The sequence below is a fragment of the Coriobacteriaceae bacterium genome (assembly GCA_025992705.1).
In the GTDB taxonomy this organism is placed as follows: domain Bacteria; phylum Actinomycetota; class Coriobacteriia; order Coriobacteriales; family QAMH01; genus QAMH01.
This window is the reverse complement of record DAJPGJ010000001.1, coordinates 885,487-906,884: the sequence shown is the minus strand read 5'-3', so window position 1 is coordinate 906,884 and position 21,398 is coordinate 885,487. Positions and strand designations below refer to the sequence as shown.

At 57.7% G+C, this 21,398-nt stretch carries 20 protein-coding genes; 6 read left to right on the top strand and 14 right to left on the bottom strand.

Annotation, left to right across the window (positions count from 1 at the left end; all coding sequences use genetic code 11):
• Window positions 1-386 precede the first annotated feature (386 nt).
• The 5 genes from thiD (at window position 387) to OIM11_04010 (ending at window position 4,521) form a co-directional block, all read left to right on the top strand.
• The gene (thiD, locus tag OIM11_04030) at window positions 387-1,193 is read left to right on the top strand and encodes a bifunctional hydroxymethylpyrimidine kinase/phosphomethylpyrimidine kinase (GenBank protein ID HJJ00300.1); all 807 of its coding nucleotides are present in this window, start codon (window positions 387-389) and stop codon (window positions 1,191-1,193) included.
• A gap of 41 nt (window positions 1,194-1,234) precedes the next feature.
• Window positions 1,235-1,873, top strand: a complete 639-nt coding sequence (gene thiE, locus OIM11_04025; protein ID HJJ00299.1) for a thiamine phosphate synthase — start codon at window positions 1,235-1,237, stop codon at window positions 1,871-1,873.
• The gene (locus OIM11_04020) at window positions 1,870-2,556 is read left to right on the top strand and encodes a thiamine diphosphokinase (protein HJJ00298.1); all 687 of its coding nucleotides are present in this window, start codon (window positions 1,870-1,872) and stop codon (window positions 2,554-2,556) included. The genes thiE and OIM11_04020 overlap by 4 nt, the downstream gene beginning before the upstream one ends.
• A 100-nt stretch (window positions 2,557-2,656) precedes the next feature.
• Window positions 2,657-3,787, top strand: coding sequence for an Ldh family oxidoreductase (locus OIM11_04015; GenBank protein HJJ00297.1), 1,131 nt, complete (start codon window positions 2,657-2,659; stop codon window positions 3,785-3,787).
• 2 nt (window positions 3,788-3,789) lie between these two features.
• Entirely contained in the window at window positions 3,790-4,521 is a 732-nt protein-coding gene (locus tag OIM11_04010; protein HJJ00296.1) for a class B sortase, read from the top strand.
• A 322-nt stretch (window positions 4,522-4,843) separates the two neighbouring features.
• On the opposite strand, the gene OIM11_04005 is transcribed toward OIM11_04010, so the two are convergent.
• The 8 genes from OIM11_04005 to OIM11_03970 form a co-directional block, all read right to left on the bottom strand.
• Window positions 4,844-5,965: an N-acetylmuramoyl-L-alanine amidase gene (locus OIM11_04005; protein HJJ00295.1), complete on the bottom strand. Its 1,122-nt coding sequence runs from the start codon at window positions 5,963-5,965 to the stop codon at window positions 4,844-4,846.
• A gap of 414 nt (window positions 5,966-6,379) precedes the next feature.
• Window positions 6,380-7,657 (bottom strand): HipA domain-containing protein, encoded by a 1,278-nt coding sequence (locus tag OIM11_04000; GenBank protein ID HJJ00294.1) that lies wholly within the window; start codon window positions 7,655-7,657, stop codon window positions 6,380-6,382.
• A gap of 5 nt (window positions 7,658-7,662) precedes the next feature.
• Window positions 7,663-7,905: a helix-turn-helix domain-containing protein gene (locus OIM11_03995; GenBank protein ID HJJ00293.1), complete on the bottom strand. Its 243-nt coding sequence runs from the start codon at window positions 7,903-7,905 to the stop codon at window positions 7,663-7,665.
• 148 nt (window positions 7,906-8,053) lie between these two features.
• Window positions 8,054-9,088 carry an RluA family pseudouridine synthase gene (locus OIM11_03990; GenBank protein HJJ00292.1) on the bottom strand — a complete coding sequence of 345 codons (1,035 nt, stop codon included), beginning with the start codon at window positions 9,086-9,088 and terminating at the stop codon, window positions 8,054-8,056.
• Window positions 9,088-9,573, bottom strand: coding sequence for a signal peptidase II (lspA, locus tag OIM11_03985; GenBank protein ID HJJ00291.1), 486 nt, complete (start codon window positions 9,571-9,573; stop codon window positions 9,088-9,090). The genes OIM11_03990 and lspA overlap by 1 nt, the downstream gene beginning before the upstream one ends.
• Before the next feature lie 7 nt (window positions 9,574-9,580).
• The gene (ileS, locus tag OIM11_03980; GenBank protein HJJ00290.1) at window positions 9,581-12,415 is read right to left on the bottom strand and encodes an isoleucine--tRNA ligase; all 2,835 of its coding nucleotides are present in this window, start codon (window positions 12,413-12,415) and stop codon (window positions 9,581-9,583) included.
• Window positions 12,416-12,451: 36 nt separating this feature from the next.
• Window positions 12,452-12,715 carry a DUF3467 domain-containing protein gene (locus OIM11_03975; GenBank protein ID HJJ00289.1) on the bottom strand — a complete coding sequence of 88 codons (264 nt, stop codon included), beginning with the start codon at window positions 12,713-12,715 and terminating at the stop codon, window positions 12,452-12,454.
• A 176-nt stretch (window positions 12,716-12,891) separates the two neighbouring features.
• Entirely contained in the window at window positions 12,892-14,244 is a 1,353-nt protein-coding gene (locus tag OIM11_03970) for an HD domain-containing protein (protein ID HJJ00288.1), read from the bottom strand.
• Between the two features lie 51 nt (window positions 14,245-14,295).
• Here OIM11_03970 and OIM11_03965 point away from each other — a divergent pair, with 51 nt between their 5' ends.
• Entirely contained in the window at window positions 14,296-14,496 is a 201-nt protein-coding gene (locus tag OIM11_03965; GenBank protein HJJ00287.1) for a hypothetical protein, read from the top strand.
• 64 nt (window positions 14,497-14,560) lie between these two features.
• Here the strand turns inward: OIM11_03965 and OIM11_03960 are convergent, their stop codons facing one another.
• From OIM11_03960 to OIM11_03935, 6 genes are all read right to left on the bottom strand, one after another.
• Window positions 14,561-15,298, bottom strand: a complete 738-nt coding sequence (locus OIM11_03960) for an ABC transporter permease (GenBank protein HJJ00286.1) — start codon at window positions 15,296-15,298, stop codon at window positions 14,561-14,563.
• Window positions 15,291-16,076 (bottom strand): ABC transporter ATP-binding protein, encoded by a 786-nt coding sequence (locus OIM11_03955; GenBank protein HJJ00285.1) that lies wholly within the window; start codon window positions 16,074-16,076, stop codon window positions 15,291-15,293. The genes OIM11_03960 and OIM11_03955 overlap by 8 nt, the downstream gene beginning before the upstream one ends.
• Entirely contained in the window at window positions 16,069-16,848 is a 780-nt protein-coding gene (locus tag OIM11_03950) for a ubiquinone/menaquinone biosynthesis methyltransferase (GenBank protein HJJ00284.1), read from the bottom strand. The genes OIM11_03955 and OIM11_03950 overlap by 8 nt, the downstream gene beginning before the upstream one ends.
• Window positions 16,849-17,008: 160 nt before the next feature.
• Window positions 17,009-17,440 (bottom strand): hypothetical protein, encoded by a 432-nt coding sequence (locus OIM11_03945; protein HJJ00283.1) that lies wholly within the window; start codon window positions 17,438-17,440, stop codon window positions 17,009-17,011.
• Window positions 17,441-17,477: 37 nt separating this feature from the next.
• On the bottom strand, window positions 17,478-19,505 hold the full coding sequence (locus OIM11_03940; GenBank protein HJJ00282.1) for a hypothetical protein: 2,028 nt from the start codon (window positions 19,503-19,505) through the stop codon (window positions 17,478-17,480).
• 61 nt (window positions 19,506-19,566) lie between these two features.
• Complete coding sequence (locus OIM11_03935; protein ID HJJ00281.1) at window positions 19,567-21,366, bottom strand: helicase-related protein; 1,800 nt, start codon at window positions 21,364-21,366, stop codon at window positions 19,567-19,569.
• Between the last annotated feature and the right edge of the window lie 32 nt (window positions 21,367-21,398).

The window sequence follows — 21,398 nt, the reverse complement described above, 5'->3', positions numbered from 1 at the left end:
CGCACAGCTTGCCAATTCTATCTCTGCCGCAAGACGCATGCAAGGATTAATTACGTGCCCCGCTGTCATTTCGACCGGAGCCGCCGTCAGGCGGCGTAGTGGAGAAATCTCCTCTGACACGATCCGATGAAACGCGAGGGGCGAGATTTCTCGACTCCGCTCACTACGTTCGCTTCGCTCGAAATGACAAGGGAGGGCCCGCTGCGTTCGCTTCGCTCGAAATGACAAGGGAGGGCCGCTGCGTTCACTTCGCTCGAAATGACAGAAGCGACATGCTACCATTACCTAACACCTATCGGGAGCTGCGCGACAAGGTGCGGCTGAGAGGCGAAGTTATTCGCGACCGACAAGACGGTTCCGGTAATGCGGGACCGGAAGGGATTGCCATGGACAACACCATACTCATCATCGCCGCGTCGGACAGCTGCGCCGGAGCGGGCATCGAGATCGACCTCAAGTGCGCCGCCGCGCACGGCGTTCACGGCACCTGCGCCATCACGGGCGTGACAGCGCAAAACACCTACGAGGTCACCGCCATCCAGAATATCGAGCCGACTATCGTGCAGGCGCAAATCGAGGCGGTCTTCGCCGACATGCCGCCGGCGGCCATCAAGATCGGCATGCTGGGGGACGCCAGCGTGGCCCAGGCAGTCGCCACATCACTTGTCGAGCACCCGGAGGTTCCGGTCGTGCTCGACCCCGTACTCGTCGCCACGTCAGGCGCGACGCTCACGGAGGCAAGCGTTTTTGAACTCGTGCGCGATACGCTCATTCCTCGTGCGACGGTGGTAACTCCCAACATCCCGGAGGCAACCGAACTCACGGGCGTCGAAGTACGCGATGCCGAGAGCATGGGGCACGCAGCCCGCGCTTTTCTCGATTCCGGCGCAGAAGCCGTGCTCATCAAGGGCGGGCATGATCAGGCAGACCTTCTCGTCGATCGTCTGTACGTCGGCGATGAGGTCCACGAATTCGTCTCGCCGCGCCTGCCAGGGGAATACCACGGCACCGGTTGCTGCCTCTCGACCGCGATTGCCTGCAACCTCGCATGCGGCAAGCCCCTTGTCGATGCGGTCCGTGACGGTCACGACTTCATTGCTCGCGCACTCGTCCAACCGCTTGCGCTCGGACACGGAACACAGGTGTTCGACCCGTTGCGCGCATCGAACGTCTGGAAGCGCACGGCTCTCTAGACAAGATTGACCAGGGCTCAAGACAATCCGAAAGGACGCGTATGAAACCCGCCATCGATTACACGCTCTATCTGGTCACCGACCGTGACCTTATGTCGACCGACACCCTCGTCGAAGCCGTTGAGGCGGCCTGTGCAGGCGGCGTGACACTTGTACAGCTGCGTGAGAAACACGTCACTCGCGAGGAGTACGAAACGATCGCACGCGATGTCAAGCGCATCTGCGATGCATATGGCGTCCCGCTTATCATCAACGATGATCCAGCGGTTGCCGTCGCCGTCGGCGCTGCCGGCGTTCATGTGGGACAAGAAGACCTCGAAGCATCGCGCGTGCGTGACATCGTGGGTCCCGATGCCATCGTGGGCGTATCTGCCGCAAGCGTCGCAGAAGCGCAGGCGGCCCAGAAGGCGGGTGCCGACTACCTGGGCGTCGGTGCCATTACCCCCACCGCCACCAAGCCCGAGGCCGGCGTGTTGACCATCGAGGAGCTACGCGAGATCGTTGACTCCGTCGACATTCCCATCGTAGCCATCGGCGGCGTGAACGCCCAGACCATACCCTCGCTTGCCGGCTTGGGACTTGCCGGTTACTCCATCGTTTCGGCTATTATCGCCGCTGATGACATCGAGGCGGCAAGTCGCGAACTACGCGAGCTCATCGACGAGGGCAGGCAAGCATGAGCGGCACCTGCCACATCGTCTGCGCCGGACCCGGGGGACGTGACAGGGGGACGGGGGTTCTGTCACGCGAACCCAGCGTGACAGAACCCCCGTCCCCCTGTCACGTCCCCCCTGTCAAACCCGATGACCTCCTCATCGCCGTCGATGGCGGCTTTGCGCATTGCCTTGCCGCAGGCCTCGAGCCCGATCTCTTCGTAGGCGACCTCGACAGCCTTGCACCCGAGCTCGTGGGACTCATCACCTGCGAGCGCATCGAGCTGCCCTGCGACAAGGACGACACCGACACCATCTACGCATGCAAGGAGGGCCTGGCACGTGGATACACGAACTTCGCCCTGCACGCGGCACTCGGCGGAGATGTCGGTCATGAGCTTGCGAACATGCAGACCCTCGCCTTCCTGCACGAACATGGCGCAAGCGGCGTACTATACGGGGACTCCCAGCGCGTGCATCTCGTCACATCATCCAATGAACCGCAAGGATTTTCGGCACCGCCAGGAACACGCGTCTCCGTACTCGCCTTTGGGGGCGATGCCTACGGCGTCACCGAACGCGGCCTGCAATGGGAGCTTGAAGATGCCGCATTGAGCTGCGCCATACCCCTCGGGGTAAGCAACCGTAGCTGCCGGGAGCAGTTTCAGATTGGCGTGCGCGACGGTATGCTCCTCGTCATCATCGGATAAAACGTTACAAAACGCCGTCCGCATCATATAGCGCCTGTGCCAACCAGCCCAAATGGAGTATCTTATAGAGCACGTACACGCGCGAGAGAATGGGAAGCACATGCCTTACGTGAACTGGCAATATGACACCCTCAACACCTTCTGCAACGACGTCTTCAAGGCGTTCGGCTTTTCCGATGAAGACAGCGCCGTCATCAGCGACGTGCTCCTCACCGCAGACCTCTATGGCATCGAGAGCCACGGTATGCAGCGCATGGTGCGTTACCACAAGGGCATCGAGAAGGGCACCATCCACGTCGACGAGACCCCCGAAGTCGTCTTCGAGACGCCCGTCTCGGCTACTATCGACGGCCATTCCGCGATGGGCCAGATCATCTCGAAATTCGCCATGGACCTTGCCATCGAGAAGGCCAAGAAGAGCGGCATGGCCATGGTGACCGTGCGCAACGGCAACCACTTCGGCATCGCCGGCTACTACACCAAGATGGCCTGCGACCAGGGGCTCATCGCCATCGCCTGCACCAACTCCGAGGCCATCATGGTTCCCACCTTTGGGCGCCAGGCCATGCTCGGCTCCAACCCCATCGCCATCGCCGCCCCGGCAGACCCCTATCCCTTCTGGTTTGACGCATCGACCTCCGTCGTCACGCGCGGCAAACTCGAGATCTACAACAAGAACGGCGAGCCCCTGCCGCCCGTCTGGGCCCTTGACGCCCAGGGCGAGCCCACCACCGACGCCCCCGACGTACTCGCGAACATCGTCGGCAAGAAGGGCGGTGGCATTATGCCGCTCGGTGGCGCAAGCGAGAAGACCGGCAGTCACAAGGGCTATGGCTGGGGCATGGTCTGCGAGCTGTTTTCCTCCATACTTTCCATGGGCAACACCTCGGACGAGTGCTGCACCTTCGATGACAAGACGGGTATCTGCCACGGCTTCATCGTCATCGATCCGGCTATCTTCGGCGATCCCACCGAAATCAGGGCTCATCTTTCCGACTACCTCCAGAAGCTGCGGGATAGCCCCGTGGCGCAGGATGCCGAGCGCGTCTGGACCCACGGCGAGAAGGAGCACTTCAACGAAGAGCGCCTGCGCAAGGAGGGCATCCCCGTCAACGACAACACGATGATCGAACTCGCGAACCTCTGCTCGTATCTCGGCCTTGACTTCGACGCGTACTTCACCGGATACGAGCTGCCTCAGGACACCGACTTCTTCGAAGGGAACTACTAGGCATGGCACAGGGAAAACACGCCAGCAGGTCCGGCAGACGCCGCGGATTTCTCATCGCCGAGATTATCTGCATCATTGTCGTCATCGTATGTGCCGTGCTCATCTTCATGCAGGTCAACAAATACTGGGCCGCAAACGAGGAGTTCAACACCATCACGGAGGAATACGATCGCAACCCCAATGCGCTTGTGACGGATAATCCCAATTGCGTGGGGTGGATCAAGGTTGCCGACACGCGTATCGACTATCCCGTCATGTACACACCCGACGACCCCGAGTACTACCTGCACCGCAACTTCGAAGGCGAGTACTCGTCGGCAGGCACGCCGTTTCTGGGCAAGGGCTGCCTGCTCGATGGCAATAGTTCCATCATTTACGGCCACAACATGAACGACGGCAGCATGTTCGCGAGCCTGCGCAGCTTCGACAACCCGGACTTCGGCCTTTCCCACGTAATCGACTACAACACCATCGAAGGCGCAACGGGCTTCGGCACCTATCAACTCCTCGGTTGCTGGTACGAGGACCTGACAGCACCCAGCCCCTATCGTTATTGGGATCAAGTTGGCGAACTTTCCGAGCAGCAGTTCAACGACTACGTGGCAAACGTCAAGCAACTCGCCATGTACGAAACGGGCATAAGCGCAAGCTACGGTGACGACTTGCTCGCACTTTCGACCTGCAGTTACGGCACGGCCGACGAGCGTTTCGTCGTCGTTGCCGTGAAGCAATAGGGCGAAGCGCTCGCACAGCAAGGACGAGGCCGGTGTACCTTGACGGTGCGCCGGCCTTTTGCAATGGCGAGCAGACGCAACGCTCCGTTTTGCACCAGGAGTACGCATTTATTGCGAAAGTCTAGGATTCCGGAAGAGCAGTCGCGCATATATTGCGGAAGTCTAGGGTCTGCAGCTAAAAGACGATAGAATCTCGCGATATACGCGCTGTAATCTCTGACATATCCTAGACTCTCGCGATTTCTGCGCATGCTATCCAAAAACTACGCATCCGCATCCTAGACTTCCGTGATTATTGCGCATGCAACCTACGTACGCACTTCTAGTGATGGCGTAAACGCTGGTAATTCTCGAGATAGCCTGCGAAGTCCGATGAGGTGTCCGAGTTGCCGATGGCCCACATCTTGTGATCGATGATGGTGGACTCGAACCCGTAGTAGGCATCGATGTAGGCGATGAGGTTATCCAGGGCGTTGAGTTGGGCCTCGGGATAGTAGCCCTGGCCGTTCCAGTGCACCATCTCTATGCCGATGGAGCAGAAGTTCATGCCGTAATTGGTGTCGATGCTCCCGTCGTAGGGCCACTCGCGCACCCCGAACTCCCGGTTGAAGCCGCGGTTGCCCCAGCCGGCATGGTGGGCGACGTAATCCATGTCGACGCATTGGACGATGGAACCGTCCAGACCCACGACGAAGTGGGACGCCACGCCAGCACCGTTGTAGAGCCAGCCATCTACGACGCTCATGGGATCGCCACCGCCCTCGGTGTCATGGAGCACGATGTAGCCCTGCCAATCCGCTCCCTTGTAGTTATAGGTCAGCGATGGCTGCAGATACGTCGTGAGGTTCAACCGCGCGCGCAGGGCATCGGCCGAAGGATTGGTGTTGGGCAGCAAGGCGCCCTCCCCTGCGGCATACCAGGCAACGCCCTCACCACGCCAACCCACGCCCACGAGGAAGCTATGCTCGTCGTAGGACATGGTGTAGTTGTGGGACCCGGAGTTGTTGTGGATGGCCTCGGTGTTCACGTTGGGATTGAACTGGCGGTACAGCGGCTTGTCCTTGATGGCGTCCTCGGAGTACCAGCCGATGCCCTCGTAGCGCCAGCCAGAGGCGACGAGGCTGTCGCGCTCATAGGCACTGGTGGTGTAGTGATGGTCCGTACCCGAGTACAGGCGATAAACCGGAGCGGAAGACGTCTCGGGCGCTCGCCAGCCCACACCCTCGTAGCGCCAGCCGGCGTTGACGAGGCTGTCGCGCTCGACGGTGCTGGCCGTGTAGAAGTGCTCGCCGGAATTGCGGTTGTACATGCGGTACATATCCGCCGAGGCTGCGGTGGAAGTAGCTGGCGCCTGTGCCTCGAGGACGCTGTCGGCATCTTGCATGGGAGAGGCGAAGGCATAGGCGGCCGTCCCCACCCATGACAGGACCGTCAAGAGAGTCACGACAAATGCTAGAACTCTCAGATATGCGATGAATGTCGGGCGATCTTGCATCTTCATGGAATTCATGAGGCATCCTAACTAAGATTCGATTGCCGTAGACGGTAATTACTTTTACATACATGTAAAGGTAATACCGTTTACGTGAAAGGTTAGAGAATCAATTTTGGCGAATAAGCCGAACGGTGAAAAAGAAGGCCCTCCAATAAGGAGGGTCTTATGTGTTCAGTTGACTTACCTCCAGTGTAAGTCCACGTATGTTTATGGTTCCATGTTTTTTCACGCGTTTACGGCACATGGGATGTGTCGTAACAGGGAAGTTTTGCCGTATCCTAAGCACGTTTCAATAGTCACAGCACATCCCACGTACCGCAAACGCATCTTTCGTATCGTTGCTTCCCAGATAGCGCGAGCAGGCTATAGCCCAAGCCGCCTCGTTCGATCGTCGAATCCCTCGGAAACATGCGCAGCTATACGAGACGCCTCGGGAAATCCCTCAGCGATGATTTCCCCCTCCGCTTTCTCGAGAGCTTCTTGAAAACCCGCAAGCAGCTTTTCCAGCTCGCCAAGAACAATCGACTCGCCAATGCCGGCCGCTGTCGAAAGCCGTTTGACATCGTCTACGGTCACGTCGTCAATTCTTCTACTCCGACTTAGGGAGACGCCCATCTCCCGGCTGAGTTCCGGATACAACGTCGTGCAAGTGACATCGTAAAGAGGAGACAGCCTCACGTGACTCCAATCCTCGTTCCACACGAACGAGTGATTTTTCAAATGGTTGTCACAATTCCCTATGGCCCAATCCAAGAGAAGCCGCGAGACAAAGGTCCTTCTATCCGAAAGGGGGTCGGATGATTCCCGTGAGATTAGCCATAGGCAATTAGCGGCATAGCTACCGTCGGTTGGCTCGTATTTCAACCATGAGGGATATCCCAGTTCCTGGCAAAAATCCGCCTGATGTAAGCGAATCGGATATACCCGCTCTGGCTCCGTCATCCGATCGAACCTAGCGACCACCAATAACGGCTCATCGGTACCGACATCAATAAGGGCATGTCTAGCCACCTCAAAGCCGAGGTAACGCGCCGTCCTCAGGCAAAGGGCTTCGTTGATGCTCTGCAAGGGAAAGGTTCCATCGACCGCCTTGATGATGTGAGTTGAAGGCGCCGATCCTTTAGGGAGAAACCAGCCGCTGCTGGGGTCATCGCCTTCATGGAACAAGCCGATCTTGCTTTGTGCGCCAGCCAGGGAGAGCCGTGATGACATGTCATATTGCATGGTCTTTCTCTGGGGCGATTTTGCGAATGCCGCAAGATCGTCAGCGCATAGAGGCTCGTATCCTCTCTCGGAAAGCAGGGACGCCTCATCGCTTCCGAAAACCAACGCGCCGCTGGACTCGTTGTTCAAACGTGACAGAAGAGCTAACGTCGCTCCTTCGTCGAAGTGCATCGCCTCTGACAGCCGTTTGCGCAGGCTGCCTTCGGGAAGCAGCCCATCGAAAAACTCCTTGGTTGCCCGGCCTGAGAAAACCTCATTGGCCAATGGAAGATTCCTCGATATGGCGCGCGCGTTTTGGTCGTTCAGATACTCATCATCATATTCGAACGTAAAGCCATCCTCTCGAACCCTCGTCATGCCAACCCGTTGATATACGCCATTGATTTCGCGAAATACGCTGATGCCATCCTCATCCATGACTATCATCTCTCGAATGCGGCGATATCAAGACCGAGGCTCGTCGCGTAGTTCATCACGCGGTCAAATCCGACCGTCCCGCGCCCTCGCTCGATTTCTCCGACGAGCCGCGGACTGTAGCCAAGGGAACTCGCAACTTGCTCCTGCGTATACCCGAGCTTTTTTCGTCGCTCTTTAAGAAGCGATCCCATATCCGCAGCAGCATCGATTTTTCTCCCCGCCGCGATTGCCTGGTCTCTGGAAACCATCGTTGACTCCGTTCAAGCCCGTTTGACCTTCCAAAATAGTACATATAGGGAATATTATTTATCTGGAGCTCATTATAGTACGTATCGGGAAGATTTATATACGATTTGCAAAAATAATACCTATACGTAAGAAAAAGATGTCCATACGTTAGCCCAGCAGCTCGTGACCATAGTCCGTGCGACCCATGGAGCGCGGGGCAAGCTCATTCAGAATCATCTGCAAATCGTCGCTGGGCATGTCCGTGAAGCTCAGCTTCTCGCCGGTGATGGGATGCTCGAAACTCAAACGCCATGAATGGAGAAACTGCCGGTCGAGCCCCATCTCGCTATGCTCTGCGGCATTGCGGTTGCGCGCCTTGGCCGTCGCGGCGCGCCCGTAGAGCGGATCTCCCACGACGGGGTGGTGCGTGTAGGCCATGTGCACGCGAATCTGGTGCGTACGTCCCGTGAAAAGGTGGCATTCGAGCAGGCTGTAGCCGTCGTCATAGCGATCGGCCTCGAAGCGCTCAAGCACCTCGAAGGTCGTGATCGCCCCCTTTGCATTGGGGGCATCGCTCACGGCCATGCGCGTGCGATCGGTCACATGTCGGGCGATGGGCGCATCGATCATGCCCGTGTCATGACCCAAGGAACCATGGACGAGCGTGAGGTAACGTCGGTCGATGTTGCGCGTACGTATGCCATCCTGCAGACGGGCAGCCGCCAGGTCGGTCTTGGCCGCGAGCATGAGGCCGCTCGTGTCGCGGTCGAGCCTATGCACGATGCCCGGCCTGTCCTCGCCCTGCACCTGAGCCAGGTTGCCGATGCCGCAATGGGCGACGAGGGCATTTACCAGGGTGTCGCCATAATGCCCCCGCGCCGGATGGCACACGAGGCCCGGCTGCTTGGAGAGCACGATGAGATGCTCGTCCTCGTAGCGAATGTCCAGGGGAATGTCATAGGCAGCCTCGATTACGCCACCTTCGCCGCTACGGGGCGGAATCTCGATGTGGACCTGATCGCCGGCCACCACGATGCGCTTCTTGGTCGTGGGCTGGCTGTTAACGAGTATGCGACCGGACTCGATGAGGCGCACGGCAGCCGAGCGCGAAGCGAGTTCATCGATGCCGAGGGAAGCCACGAAGACGTCAAGGCGTGTACCTTGCTCGTCGACGCTTACCTCACGATCGAAGACGTTCGTCATCACCCCTCCTCCTCATCGGCATCGGAGAGCACGCCCGTAAAGATGATGGCGACGAGAAAGAGAATGACGCCGCAGGTCACGCAGATATCGGCGACGTTGAAGACGGGAAAGTCGATGAAGGTGAAACGGATGAAGTCGACGACGTAACCCGTGGTAAGACGATCTATGCAGTTACCGATGCCACCGGCGACCACGAGCGCGAGCGCCGTGATCTCCAGGGCATTATGACGCTTGCCAACGGCAAGCCAGATGATGACAGCGACGCATATCACAATTGCAATCGCGATGAAGATGGTGCCGCTCCCCTGCCCCATGCCAAAGGCCGCGCCGGCGTTGTGCACGAGCGTGAGGTCGACGAGCCCGAAATCGGGACCGGCAGCGCCTTGGCGCAAATGATCGACCGCCCAGACTTTGGCCAGGCGGTCGAGGGCGACCATCGCAATCACGATGGGAATGAACAGCGCGAATGTCCGCTTACGCGACACCTATGCGCTACTCGAGGGTCTCGAACTCGAGGCCAAACACGACGTCATGGCAGCGCTCGCACAAACCGTCGGGACCAAGCTCGCGGTAGTTCCAGCAGCGGGGGCACTTCTCGCCGGGTGCCGGCGATACACTCGCCACGAAGCCATCGGCGTCATCGGACTCCTCGAGCTCGACGGCCGAGACGATGAAGGCCTCGGCAAGCGTATCGAGGCCGTGGGCAGCCAAGGCCTCGATGAGCTGCGTGTTGCCCATGATCGTCGCGGCGGCCTCCTGGCTCTTCGTGAACATGCCGTCGTTTCGCGCCTCCTCGATGGCCTTCATCACGGCATCGCGAGCCGCCATGACCACCTCGTAGGAAGCCAAGAGTTCATCGCGCTCGGCAACCGGCAATTGCGGGGCAAAGTCCTCCGCCGCGGGCCATCCGGCCAGCTGGACAGATGCCACGCGGCCATCCTCCATCATGCCCTCGGGGTACTTCTCCCACACCTCGTCGCAAGTGAAGGTCAGGATGGGGGCGAACTGGCGCACCATGGCCTCAAGCATGTTAGCAAGCACGCTCTGGGCGCTGCGACGCTCGACGGAAGCGGCAGCGTCAGCGTAGAGACGGTCCTTCACCGCATCGAAGTACTCGGACGAGATACTGACGATGAAGTCGTACCAGGCACGATAGGCGCTATGGAAGTGATAGTCCTCGTAAGCCTGCGTCGTCTCCTCTACGAGCGCCTGCAGGCGGGCAAGAGCCCACTTGTCAAACTCGAGCATCTCGTCGGCAGAGACGTAATCCTCGTTGGTGAAGTCGTTGAGGTTGCTGAGTAGGTAGCGGAACGTATTGCGAATACGACGGTAGGCATCCGAAGTGCGCTCGAAGATGGTGTGACTCACGGACATGTCCTGCGAGTAGTCGACCGAACCCACCCACAGGCGCAAAACGTCGGCACCGAACTCCTTGCAGACCTCGAGTGGGTCGATGACGTTGCCAAGGGACTTGGACATCTTGCGGCCATTCTCATCGACCGTGAACCCACAGCTCACGACCGTCTTGAAAGGAGCCTCGTCATAGGCTCCCACGCTCGTGAGCAGCGAAGACTGGAACCAGCCACGATGCTGGTCGGAACCCTCGAGGTACACGTCGGCCGGACGATGCAGGTACGGACGAGCCTCGCAGACGCTCGTGTGCGACACGCCGGACTCCCACCAGACGTCGAGGACGTCCTTTTCGGGCTCGAGGTCATGGCTGCCGCAATTGGGGCAGCACACGCTCGATGGCAGATAATCCTCGGGGGCAGTGGTGTACCAGGCATCGGCACCCTTGGTGCGGAATAGCTCGATGACGGCATCGAAGCTTTCCTCGTTGGCGACAATCTCTCCACAGGATTTGCACTTGAAGACCGGGATGGGCACGCCCCAGTACCGCTGGCGGCTGATGCACCAATCGGGACGCTCCTCGACCATCGACCCGATGCGGTTGGAAGCCCAGGCGGGAATCCAGCGCACGTTATCATCGATTTGCTCGAGCGCTCTTTCGCGCAAACCCGTCTTGTCCATGGAGACGAACCATTGCGTGGTCGCGCGGAAGATAACGGGATTCTTGCAACGCCAGCAATGAGGGTACGAGTGAGTGATATCCTCGCGAGCGATGAGCGCGTTGTCCTCGTCGAGCCACGCGATGATGTCCTCGTTGCTGGCGACGGCATCCTTGCCAGCCCAGGGGCCACCGCCCTGCAGAAACGTGCCATCGTCATCGACGGGCATGATGACGGGTATGTTGAACTTGAGGCCGACCTCGTAGTCATCGGCGCCATGGCCGGGAGCGGTGTGAACCGCACCGGAACCCGTATCCAACGTGACATGATCACCGTAGATGAGGGTGCCCGTCATGTCAGCATGAATGGGATGCTTGTATGTAGCGCCTGCCAGGTCGACGCCCTTCACGACGAAGGGCTCGCCGTCCTTCTCGACGACTTCGTAGCCCGACCAACCCGCCTTCTCGGCGACGCTTTCCAGCAACTCGCGGGCAAGCACGAAGTACTCGCCGCGCACGCGCACGGCAACGTATTCCGCATCCGGATTGAGGCTCACGGCAGCGTTGGCAGGAAGCGTCCACGGGGTGGTCGTCCAGATGATGACCGACATCGCCGCGTCATCGTGCATGACCGGCTTGAAGGCCTCGGGCACCTCGGTAAAGCGGAACTTCACGAAGATGGAGGGGCTCACCTCGTCGGAATACTCGATCTCGGCCTCGGCAAGCGCCGTGTGGCAATGCGTGCACCAGTGGATGGGCTTGCGACCACGGTAGATCGCCCCCGAAAGATAAAGGTCCTTGAAAACCTCGATGTTTCCCGCCTCGTACTCGGGCGTGAAGGTAAGGTAGGGATTGTTCCAGTCACCGGAAACGCCAAGACGCTTGAAACCCTCACGCTGGCCATCGACCTGCTTCTCGGCATATTCACGGCAGATCTTGCGGAAGGTGGGGACGTCAATCTTGGCCATCTTCTCGGGACCGAGTTCCTCCTCCACCTTGTTCTCGATGGGCAGGCCATGGCAGTCCCAGCCGGGAACGTATGGTGCGTAGTAGCCGCGCTGCGCATGATACTTGACGATGATGTCCTTGAGCGTCTTGTTGAGCGCATGGCCGATGTGAATGGGTCCGTTGGCATACGGCGGCCCGTCATGCAGGACGAAGGACTCGTGCCCCTCGTTATGGGCGAGTACCTTGTAGTAGAGGTCCATGTCCTCCCACTTCTTGAGGCGCTCCGGCTCATGCTGGGGCAAACTCGCCTTCATCTTGAAGGAAGTCTTGGGGAGGTTCATCGTGTGCTTGTAGTTTGGCGTATCAGGCATTTTCGTCTCTCTTGATTTAATCGGCTTCGATGGAGTCTACATTCCCTGCTCGAGATGCTTGGAGATGTGCTTACTCAAGGTCTCCGAAAGGTCGGCGAGCGCGGTGGTGGGCATGATGACGCGCGCGACGAGGTGTGCCGGAACGTCATCGCCCTGTTTGTTGGCATGGTCGACGTAGAGGAAGTCAATGCGGGACTCGGCATTGGTCGTACTCACGATCGAGGCGTTGGCGTATACGCCGCACATGCGGTCGGGGCTTGCCTGGATGTTGAAGCGGACCTGCTTGTTCTTCTCGGCCATGGTGGTGTCCTTTCATCGGTATGTAACCCCCGATTCTAACGCAAGAGCCATGGCGAATCAGCAACAGTTTATGGCGATGGCAAACCTCGATGGTCGCTTCCCGACGGCCCGCTACGCGGTCCTTACGGCGCGCTCCCTTGGACCTCGGCTCTTCCCATCGTGCGGTATCGCTGTAACTACATCAGCCGTTGAGCATGCGCGATGAGTGCTTCGCGTTCGTTGAGCACGTCGCCATCGACAACCTCATTCAAAAGCACCTGCAGCACATGACCGATAACTGGCCCGGGTTCCATACCAAGCGCGATCAAATCCGAACCGTTAATCGCAAGGTCCTTCACGCCGAAGACAGGCTCGGCGTTGAGCTGTTCGTCCATGAGTTTCTCGGCCTTGGCAAACGCTATGCTCATGGGACTGTCAACCATCTGCCCGCGTCCGATGCCGCTCTTGTCGCAGCGACGGATGGCGAAGAGATCCTGGGCACGTTTGGGGCCATGCTTGAGCAAAAAGCGACGCATGGCCTTGGGGGTGTCGGGAATCGAAAACATGTGATGACGCACCACCTGTGTGACTATCTCGCATTCGGAACGGGACAGCTTCAGACGGCGGCAAACTTCTGCGGCGACGGGCTCACCCACCTTCTCGTGCCCATAGGCATGGCCCTTGCCCTCTTCGTCGATGGTGAGACAGTGGGGCTTGCCGATGTCATGAAGCAGCAACGCGAAACGCAAGGTCGCCTCCACGTCCGTCGGCGCTGCCTCAAGAGCATGCAGGGTGTGTTCCCATACGTCATAGCGATGGAAGGGGTTGCGCTGGTCAAATTCGAACTCGGGCTCGAGCTCGGGGATGATGGTGAAGACCACGTCGTTGTAGGCGCGTAGGACGTCGACGGCATAGGGTCCTTCGAGCAGCCCGCGAAACTCGACCCAGATGCGCTCGACAGCAATGTTGTCGAGCAGGCTCCGCAGTTCGTGCATCGCATCCGAGGTCTCGGGCTCGATTGCGAATCCGAGTTGCGCGGCAAAGCGCAGTCCACGCACGATGCGCAAAGCGTCCTCGGTAAAGCGTTCGCGCGGGTCACCCACGGCACGCAGGATGCCCGCCTCGAGGTCGGCTTGGCCGCCAAAGCGATCGACAAGGCCACGTGAAGGATTGTATGCCATGGCGTTGATGGTGAAATCGCGACGGGCAAGATCGCCATCGATGCGGTCCAAGAACTCGATGGAATCCGGATGCCGTCCGTCACTGTAGCTACCATCGGCGCGATAGGTGGTAACTTCGAAGGGCTCATGATCGACGATAACGGTCACGGTACCATGCTTGATGCCGGTATCAATCGTCTTGAAACCCGCATCGGCAGCCACGGCCTTGGTTTGCTCGGGTCGTGCCGAGGTGGTGATGTCCCAATCGTTGGGCGTGCGGCCCATGAGAGCGTCGCGCACGCAACCGCCTACGACAAAGGCCTCAAAGCCAGCAGCTTCGAGCGCTTCCAGAATCTTGAGAGCCGACTGTGGAATGTCCAGACGTAACATGAGAACATGATAGCGCAGCTCGGCAACCGATTGGGAACAGGAAACAGGAGCATGGGGCCTGACTTCAATAACGACGGCAGAGTCGATGGTTACGACATGGAATATCTGGGCGGACCAGGACATGGCGGCTGCATCGGAGGATGCGGCGAGGCCTTCAAGCTCGGTTGCCTCGTGCCCGCGGGTCTGCTAATCGCCGGATCAGTCATCCTGACCTGCCTCTTCTATGCATGCACGGCGTTTTACAGCATCTAACCAGGAAACACGACGTCCGCGTGTCAGGGGGTCTGACCCCCTGACACGTTATTAAGCCCCTCGACTATGCGACACGACGCCAGCGGGTGAGGCGACGCTCGGCGATGTCGAAGGCCTCGTAGAGCAGCACGCCCATGAGTGCCATCGCAACGATGCCGGCAAACATGCGGGCGTATTCGAGCAGCGACCATGCATGCATGATGTAATAGCCCAGGCCGCTCGAACCGGCCATCGACTCGGCGATGAAGAGAATCGCGACAGCCGTACCGCAGGTGATGCGCAGCGCGGTGAACAGATCAGGGATGGTTGCCGGGAAGATGACGTCACGGTAGATGGCGAACTTGCTCGCACCGAGCGAGCGCATGGACTCGACCGCACCAGTCGGCACGTTCTTCGCTGCATCGCGCATCGTGACCATCATCTGGAAGAACACGGCAATGGCGATGAGCACCACCTTGCCCTCCCCTCCCAAGCCGAAGAGCACGAAGAGGACGGGCAGAAAGACAATCTTGGGAACGGGATAGAGCACGTAGAGCACGGGGCCAAAGATGGCGTCAGCACGCTTGGAGCGGCCAATCCATAGGCCGAGTGGCACGCCGAAGAGCGCTCCGATGGCCATCGAGAGCAGGATGCGACCGAGGCTCACCATGAACTCGGGAGCGATCTTGCCGATGTTGTCGGCGAGCGCAGGCAACGTCGCTGCCGGTGTCGGAAGGGCGGGCGAGCCAATGAGCACCGCGCACACCCACCACAAGACGATGACGAAAATAGTGCCCCAGACATATCCCAAGGTCTTACGCATGACTCGCCTCCCCGTCTTCGTGAGCATGCGATGCATCGCGCAGCAAGGCGCGAATCTCGTTGCAAAGCTCGTAATATGCGGAGCTGCCGCGATAGGCAACCTGGCCCATCGCGGGATTATCGAGCACGCCGACCACATGGCCGGGACGCGCGCTCAGCACGACGATGCGCTGCCCGAGATACACCGCCTCGTCGATGGAGTGCGTCACGAGCAGTTGCGCGTAGCCTTCCTTGTGCCAGAGCTCGAGCAGGGTGTCTTGCAGCTGCTCGCGCAAGAGCGCATCGAGCGCGGAGAGCGGTTCGTCCATGAGCAGCAGGTCGACATCGAGTGCGATGGAGCGCGCCAGGGCGAGGCGCTGCTGCATGCCGCCGGAAAGCTCACCGGGGTAAGCATGCGCGAAGTCGGCAAGGCCGACGAGGCCCAAAGCCTCACGCGCCTTTGCCTCGCGCTGCTCACGGCCGATGCCGCGTACCTTGAGGCCGAGCTCGGCATTGGCGAGCACCGTCTTCCAGGGCAACAGCCCAAAGTCCTGCAAGATGAGCGCCGTTTTGCGGCGGGGCCTGGTGATGACCTCCCCATCCACAAGCACCTCGCCGGCCGTGGGTCGCACGAGGCCCGCCGCCATCTGCAAGGTGGAGGACTTTCCGCAACCCGAAGGCCCGATGATGGCCACCGACTCGCCGGCCTCTATGCTCAGGCTCAGGCCGTCGAGGGCGAGCAGGCCGGCGTCGTCATCGCCATAGCGCAGCGTCACATCGCGAAACTCGAGTTTATGCATGGGATGCATCGTCCCTGACGCAAGCCGCCCTGTTCACGGCATCGGCAACGGCACTTGCAAGCGGTACGCTGAAGAGCGGCTTTACGCCCGTGTGCAACGCCGCCGCACCAAACATGAACGGACGTACGCACACCGATATGAGCCCGCAGTCCGCGAAGAGCCACGCAAGCTCGTCTTTGCGCAGAAACTCCTGGGTGCTCTCGTAGAGCCAGTCGTATTCCTTGCGATGGGAAATGCCGCCGCCGAAAAGCGTCATGAGGTTCTTGTAGTAGAACTGGTAGAAGGGCTGGATCACATCGCTTTCGGGAACGGAGGCGTCCAGGCACGCCACCACGCCACCGGGCCTGGTCACGCGGGCCATCTCGCTGATAACCCGCTCGTAGTCGGGCGTGTTGCGCAACCCGAAGCTGATGACGGCCGAATCGAAGGTATCGTCATCGAAGGGAAGATCCATGGCGTTTCCCTCGACGAGCATCACGTTGGACAGGTCCTTCGTGCGCTCGCGGGCAACGTCGAGCATGGACGCGGAAAAGTCGAGTCCGCAGACGAGAACATCGGGGTTGTCCTCGGCGAGCATGGCCGTGATATCGCCCGTGCCACAGCAAACGTCAAGCACGAGACCGGCGCGCTTGGCGTTCGTGCACGGCTTGAGGGCGGCCTTGCATAGCGCGCGCTTCCACAGACGGTGCATACCCAGGCTGATGCGATCGTTTGCCGCATCATAGCCATCGGCTATCGACTCGAATACCCCGTGAACGTGTTCCTTGGCCACAGCTCCCCCTTATCGCAACAACGATGCTCCATGATAGCGGATTGAGGGCGAGGGGAAACGGACATCGCGCCTCCCCAATCTCATAATCTTCATAATGCCCTGTTATAATGGCAGTATCGTCGGGGTCGTTTCGGACGTAAGCCCAAGGGAGCCTCCAAGGCTAGCATGAGGCACCCGACCGATTCCCCTTCCACATCGTTTTGATCTGAAGCTTTCGCTTGCCTCGTTGAATCGTGACGATATAGACAATCCCGTTGATGTCCTTCTGCAGAAGAAACTTCTTGCTTCCGAGTTTGTCGGTATCAGTATGCTCGCACGTATCAAACTCGTTGAGGACCTTGGGGATACATGCGAAGTCTTCGGGGGTGATGGACTTTTGCCCACGCTCTTCCTCAGCAGCACCATGTTTACGCTTGATATGCCTTATGTCACTGTCAGTTATGAACACGAGCTCTAGTTCGTCGTCGAGAAACGGGCGCATAGCTTCAAGCAACTTGTCGCCAACGTCTATGCCGATGTTCACCCGTGCGTCGCTGCCCTCCCAGATACTTTCTGCCGCACCAACCAGTATCGATTCTTCAGGATATGACACTGCGACCTCCATATGCATGCGGCTGGAAAAGCACGATCTATTCCGTCTTCCATGCAAAAGGCCAGTTGGCAGGCTGTGATCTCTCATTCAGAGGAGGCAGCATATTCACTATCTCATTCGTCTCAAGCGAAACTCTGACAACCCGCTTCACCAAATCAACAATATAGCGAGGATTATCACTGTACTCGTTCGGATCATTGACTATGCCTGACGCCTTATCAGTCGTGACTTTGTATCTATCCATCAGCCAGCCAATGGCACTCTTTCCATTCACCACGTAATTATAGACCTCTTCGGGAATGCCTCTAAGCGTCAGATTCTCCGCAACATGAAGCACGGTGCGATCCTCGCCTTTAGGATGCTCGTCGTCCTTCTTGCACTTGCCAAAGCGTATCTTCTCAGTACGACCCGGATTAATGCTGTCGCCCTCCTCTTCGAGTGGATAAGGATCGGCTTCTTCGTAGTTAAGATGCCAATAGGCGAGTTCTCGTCCAGCATTGCAGAAAGCCGTGAAGTTCTCTGCCAAAGGAATACGTGGCAACTCCTTCTTTAGATTCGTTGCGAATCTCTTCCGATATTCGGGTGAGTGAAGGATGCCGTAGATATAGAAGAAGATGTCCTCTTTGATGATTTCTTCGCCACCGTCCTTCTTCTTGCGTTCAGCAAAAACATATGGATAAGCCGCACGAAAGACGTTAAGCGCCTCATCAGTAATTGCATCATGACGAACGTAGTCATCGTCTGTTTTGTCGAAGAGACCACCAAGCGAATCTTGCTTCTCATACCAATACAGTGGAAAACACTGAGAATCGCCAATGAAATGAAGGTCAGGCAAAAGACCTGAAACCATGCAACTGGGGCTGCTTCCTCCTGTCGTAGCAATATAGATATTCGGCAAGAGAGGAGAGTGTTGTTGGTAGGTCATTTCGACCGCGCCTTTTTCTTTTCGCAAAAGAGGGGCGATTGGTTGTTGGTAGGTCCTTTCGGCCTTTTTCCCTTCGCTTGTTGCGAACGGAAAAAGGCGCGGTTGTTGGTAGGTCCTTTCGTTCATCTTTGCGTCATAGTAAACGTATTGCTTGCAGAAAGGCCTATACATTCCAAGAATCACGTGCTCGGAATCATATTCCACGAGCTCGCCCTTCTTGGCAAAGTCCAAAAGGCGGCGCGTCCAGCTATACCTTTTCGCGTCATATTCGAGTTTACCCTCGTCACCTGCGCATTTCTTTATCTGCTCATCCATCCCTTCGATAAGCTTTTTCATATCAGTTCTCACAGCGGATGCCGAATAGCCCCACGCCCAAGGGTCGCGCTGCGTTTTCAAGCCGCATGACCACGTCGCGAATATTCCCTGAGGCTCTTTGTACTTTTCCAGACCTAACGGTGCGAACTCGTACCAGCTGTCGTCGCGTTGGTTAAGCCAGTCGTTATGGCGATCGGGTGTGATGCGTTGCCAATCTTTGATGCCGTCTTTGGCGGCTTGACAGATGATGTCGAGCTTTTCCTCGCGAGTGAGATAGTCACCGATATCATGGTAGAAAATGCCCTGTTCTTTTGCGTTGGGGTTCTTTACCAGCATGGTGATGGCAATAGGTGACTTAGAACCGCTCGCAAATATGTTGTCACCCTCAGACTTCAATTGCTCTTTAGAGAGTCTCCGAAATTCCTTGTCGCCTCGCAGATTAAAAATATGAATGGAATCGAATTCACGCTCGAAGCAAATTCGAACACCTTGTCCTGATGGCCCATCTAGCCAACCAGAACCAGATACAAAACAAACTATTCCTTTCTCATCAATACGATCAGAGGCCCATCTAAATGCACGGATATACGAGTTGTAGAGCGAGTTCTTGTTTGTCGCCTGAGTATTCGCCGCATAGGTAGCAGCAATATGTGCATCCAATGTGGGATAGGTCTCGTTGGCATTATTATCGTTCGCGCTCTTCTGCCCGACGGAGTAAGGCGGATTGCCCACTATTACGCGGATGTCCAGTTCGTTTTGCTGCAATACGCGCTCGCTGTTCTGAGTGAACACTTCCACATCCAGCGTGTCGCCTTCCTCGGTCATCTGGAAGGTGTCAGTAAGGACAGCACCTGGAAATGGCTGATACCCTAAGCCACCGTCCTCATTATGCGCAGATGAGCTCTCTCTCTCTCTCTCTCTGCATTCTTGAGTAGAACGCCTGTTCGATATTGATAGTCATAATGTAGTAGGCAAGCAGCAAAATCTCATTAGAGTGCAGTTCGTTTCTGTATTTGTAGCCAAGTTTATCGTCCGGTATAAGATCGCTCTCTATGAGATGCGCTATAAACGAGCCCGTACCGGCGAAGGGGTCAAGGATATGCACGCCCTCATCGGCAAGGCCACGTCCAAACTCGCTACGCAGAACACGATCCGTTTCATACAAAATGTAATCGATAATCTCGGTTGGCGTATACACCACGCCCATCTTCTCTGAGGTAGCTTTAAACGCCACCTTGAAGAACTTCTCGTAAAGGTCCCGGATAAGTTGCTGTCGTGCGGCATCGGTTTGCACCATTGCCGCGCGACGACGTACGCTCGCGTACACATCCTCCAGCACTTCTGCATCAGAAGCTTCATCTATACGATGGCCTTGAAGCGATGCCAGGAAAGAGTCGATTGCGATGGAAACGGGGTTGGATTTCGCGAATTCGTAATCGCCAAAGAGTGCTTCAAACACCGGGACTGTGATGATGTGCTGCGCAATCATCTGCACAGCCTCGTCTTCTGTAATGCCAGGGTTGAGCGAGTCACGTAAACCCTTTAGGAACACAGCGAACTGTTCCTTGACTCCTTCGTCGTCTTTTACGAGCGCGCCAATTCGCTCTATATGACGCTCCGCAATCCTAGCCACGTCTTCAGCCCACTCATCCCAATAGATGCGCGTGCCGCATTTCTTGACGAGTTGCGTCTTGACGGCCTTTTCCCAGCGCTCGACAGGGTAGAGAGAAAGACGCGTCTGCACGCCTTCGGCGATTTCGGCTGCCTTGCGCTGCTCGGCTTCCTTGCGGCTTTCCAAGCCCTCGTCCCAACCCCTGTGGTCTGCCGAGCCCGCGTATTTGTTCTTAGCTGCCTCCTGGTGAAGCGCAAGCGCGTTCACCTTGGCTTCAATACGTTCATCGTGCGAACGAAGCGCCTGCAGAATGCTCCATACGTTTGCGAATATCTTGGAGTCATCTAGCGCCTCTTCCGGTGTCATTCCGGCCGGTACGAAGATGGGAAGGATTATATAGCCGTAATCCTTGCCCTCCGCGCGTCGCATGACGCGTCCCACGGCTTGCACAACGTCCACAGTGGAATTCTTCGCGTTGAAAAAGATGACTGCATCTAGATTTGGCACGTCAATACCCTCGGCCAAGCACCGTGCATTCGTCAAGATGCGGCACTCGCCCTCTTCAACCCTCTCGCCCAGCCACGCAATGTTGCGAGCGCGACGATCAGCGGGCATGTTGCCGTCCACATGTCTCAAGTCGCATTTAAGAGGCAAGTTTTCAGGCGCTTCTTCGGCATAGTTTTCGACAATCTGCGTGAAAGCTTCGCATATGGTCTTGGAAGCATCGATGGTCGAACAGAAGCCTACGGCACGATGGAGCGGGACTGCGTCGGCAGCGACTTGCTCCATGTCATCCACCACAAGCATATCGCCCAAACCGGTGGCGTCTTCAGGTGCACTTTCGCCGTGGTCGATAAGTCCTTTCCAACATCCAATTATCTTTCCGATATCCGAAGGCTCAAGCATGCGCGCGTTAACGCCTTGATCGCTTTCGAGCGAGGGCAGACGATCCGATAGCGCATCCTCTTGGACGGTCAAGACGACGACCTTGTAATCGGTGAGCAGCTTCTTTTCCACTGCTTCGCCGAATTTAATTTGATATGCCGTGGGCCCGTAAATCGCCTCATCGTCCATGGACGGCAATGGTGTAGTCCTCCTCGGCTCCT

Excerpts from the sequence above, each read along its gene's own strand:
- thiD (HJJ00300.1), top strand. The coding sequence starts at position 387 with ATGGACAACACCATACTCATCATCGCCGCGTCGGACAGCTGCGCCGGA.
- thiE (HJJ00299.1), top strand. The coding sequence starts at position 1,235 with ATGAAACCCGCCATCGATTACACGCTCTATCTGGTCACCGACCGTGAC.
- OIM11_04020 (HJJ00298.1), top strand. The coding sequence starts at position 1,870 with ATGAGCGGCACCTGCCACATCGTCTGCGCCGGACCCGGGGGACGTGAC.
- OIM11_04015 (HJJ00297.1), top strand. The coding sequence starts at position 2,657 with ATGCCTTACGTGAACTGGCAATATGACACCCTCAACACCTTCTGCAAC.
- OIM11_04010 (HJJ00296.1), top strand. The coding sequence starts at position 3,790 with ATGGCACAGGGAAAACACGCCAGCAGGTCCGGCAGACGCCGCGGATTT.
- OIM11_04000 (HJJ00294.1), bottom strand. The coding sequence starts at position 7,657 with ATGGATGAGGATGGCATCAGCGTATTTCGCGAAATCAATGGCGTATAT.
- OIM11_03995 (HJJ00293.1), bottom strand. The coding sequence starts at position 7,905 with ATGGTTTCCAGAGACCAGGCAATCGCGGCGGGGAGAAAAATCGATGCT.
- OIM11_03990 (HJJ00292.1), bottom strand. The coding sequence starts at position 9,088 with ATGACGAACGTCTTCGATCGTGAGGTAAGCGTCGACGAGCAAGGTACA.
- ileS (HJJ00290.1), bottom strand. The coding sequence starts at position 12,415 with ATGCCTGATACGCCAAACTACAAGCACACGATGAACCTCCCCAAGACT.
- OIM11_03975 (HJJ00289.1), bottom strand. The coding sequence starts at position 12,715 with ATGGCCGAGAAGAACAAGCAGGTCCGCTTCAACATCCAGGCAAGCCCC.
- OIM11_03970 (HJJ00288.1), bottom strand. The coding sequence starts at position 14,244 with ATGTTACGTCTGGACATTCCACAGTCGGCTCTCAAGATTCTGGAAGCG.
- OIM11_03965 (HJJ00287.1), top strand. The coding sequence starts at position 14,296 with ATGGGGCCTGACTTCAATAACGACGGCAGAGTCGATGGTTACGACATG.
- OIM11_03960 (HJJ00286.1), bottom strand. The coding sequence starts at position 15,298 with ATGCGTAAGACCTTGGGATATGTCTGGGGCACTATTTTCGTCATCGTC.
- OIM11_03955 (HJJ00285.1), bottom strand. The coding sequence starts at position 16,076 with ATGCATAAACTCGAGTTTCGCGATGTGACGCTGCGCTATGGCGATGAC.
- OIM11_03940 (HJJ00282.1), bottom strand. The coding sequence starts at position 19,505 with ATGACCGAGGAAGGCGACACGCTGGATGTGGAAGTGTTCACTCAGAAC.
- OIM11_03935 (HJJ00281.1), bottom strand. The coding sequence starts at position 21,366 with ATGGACGATGAGGCGATTTACGGGCCCACGGCATATCAAATTAAATTC.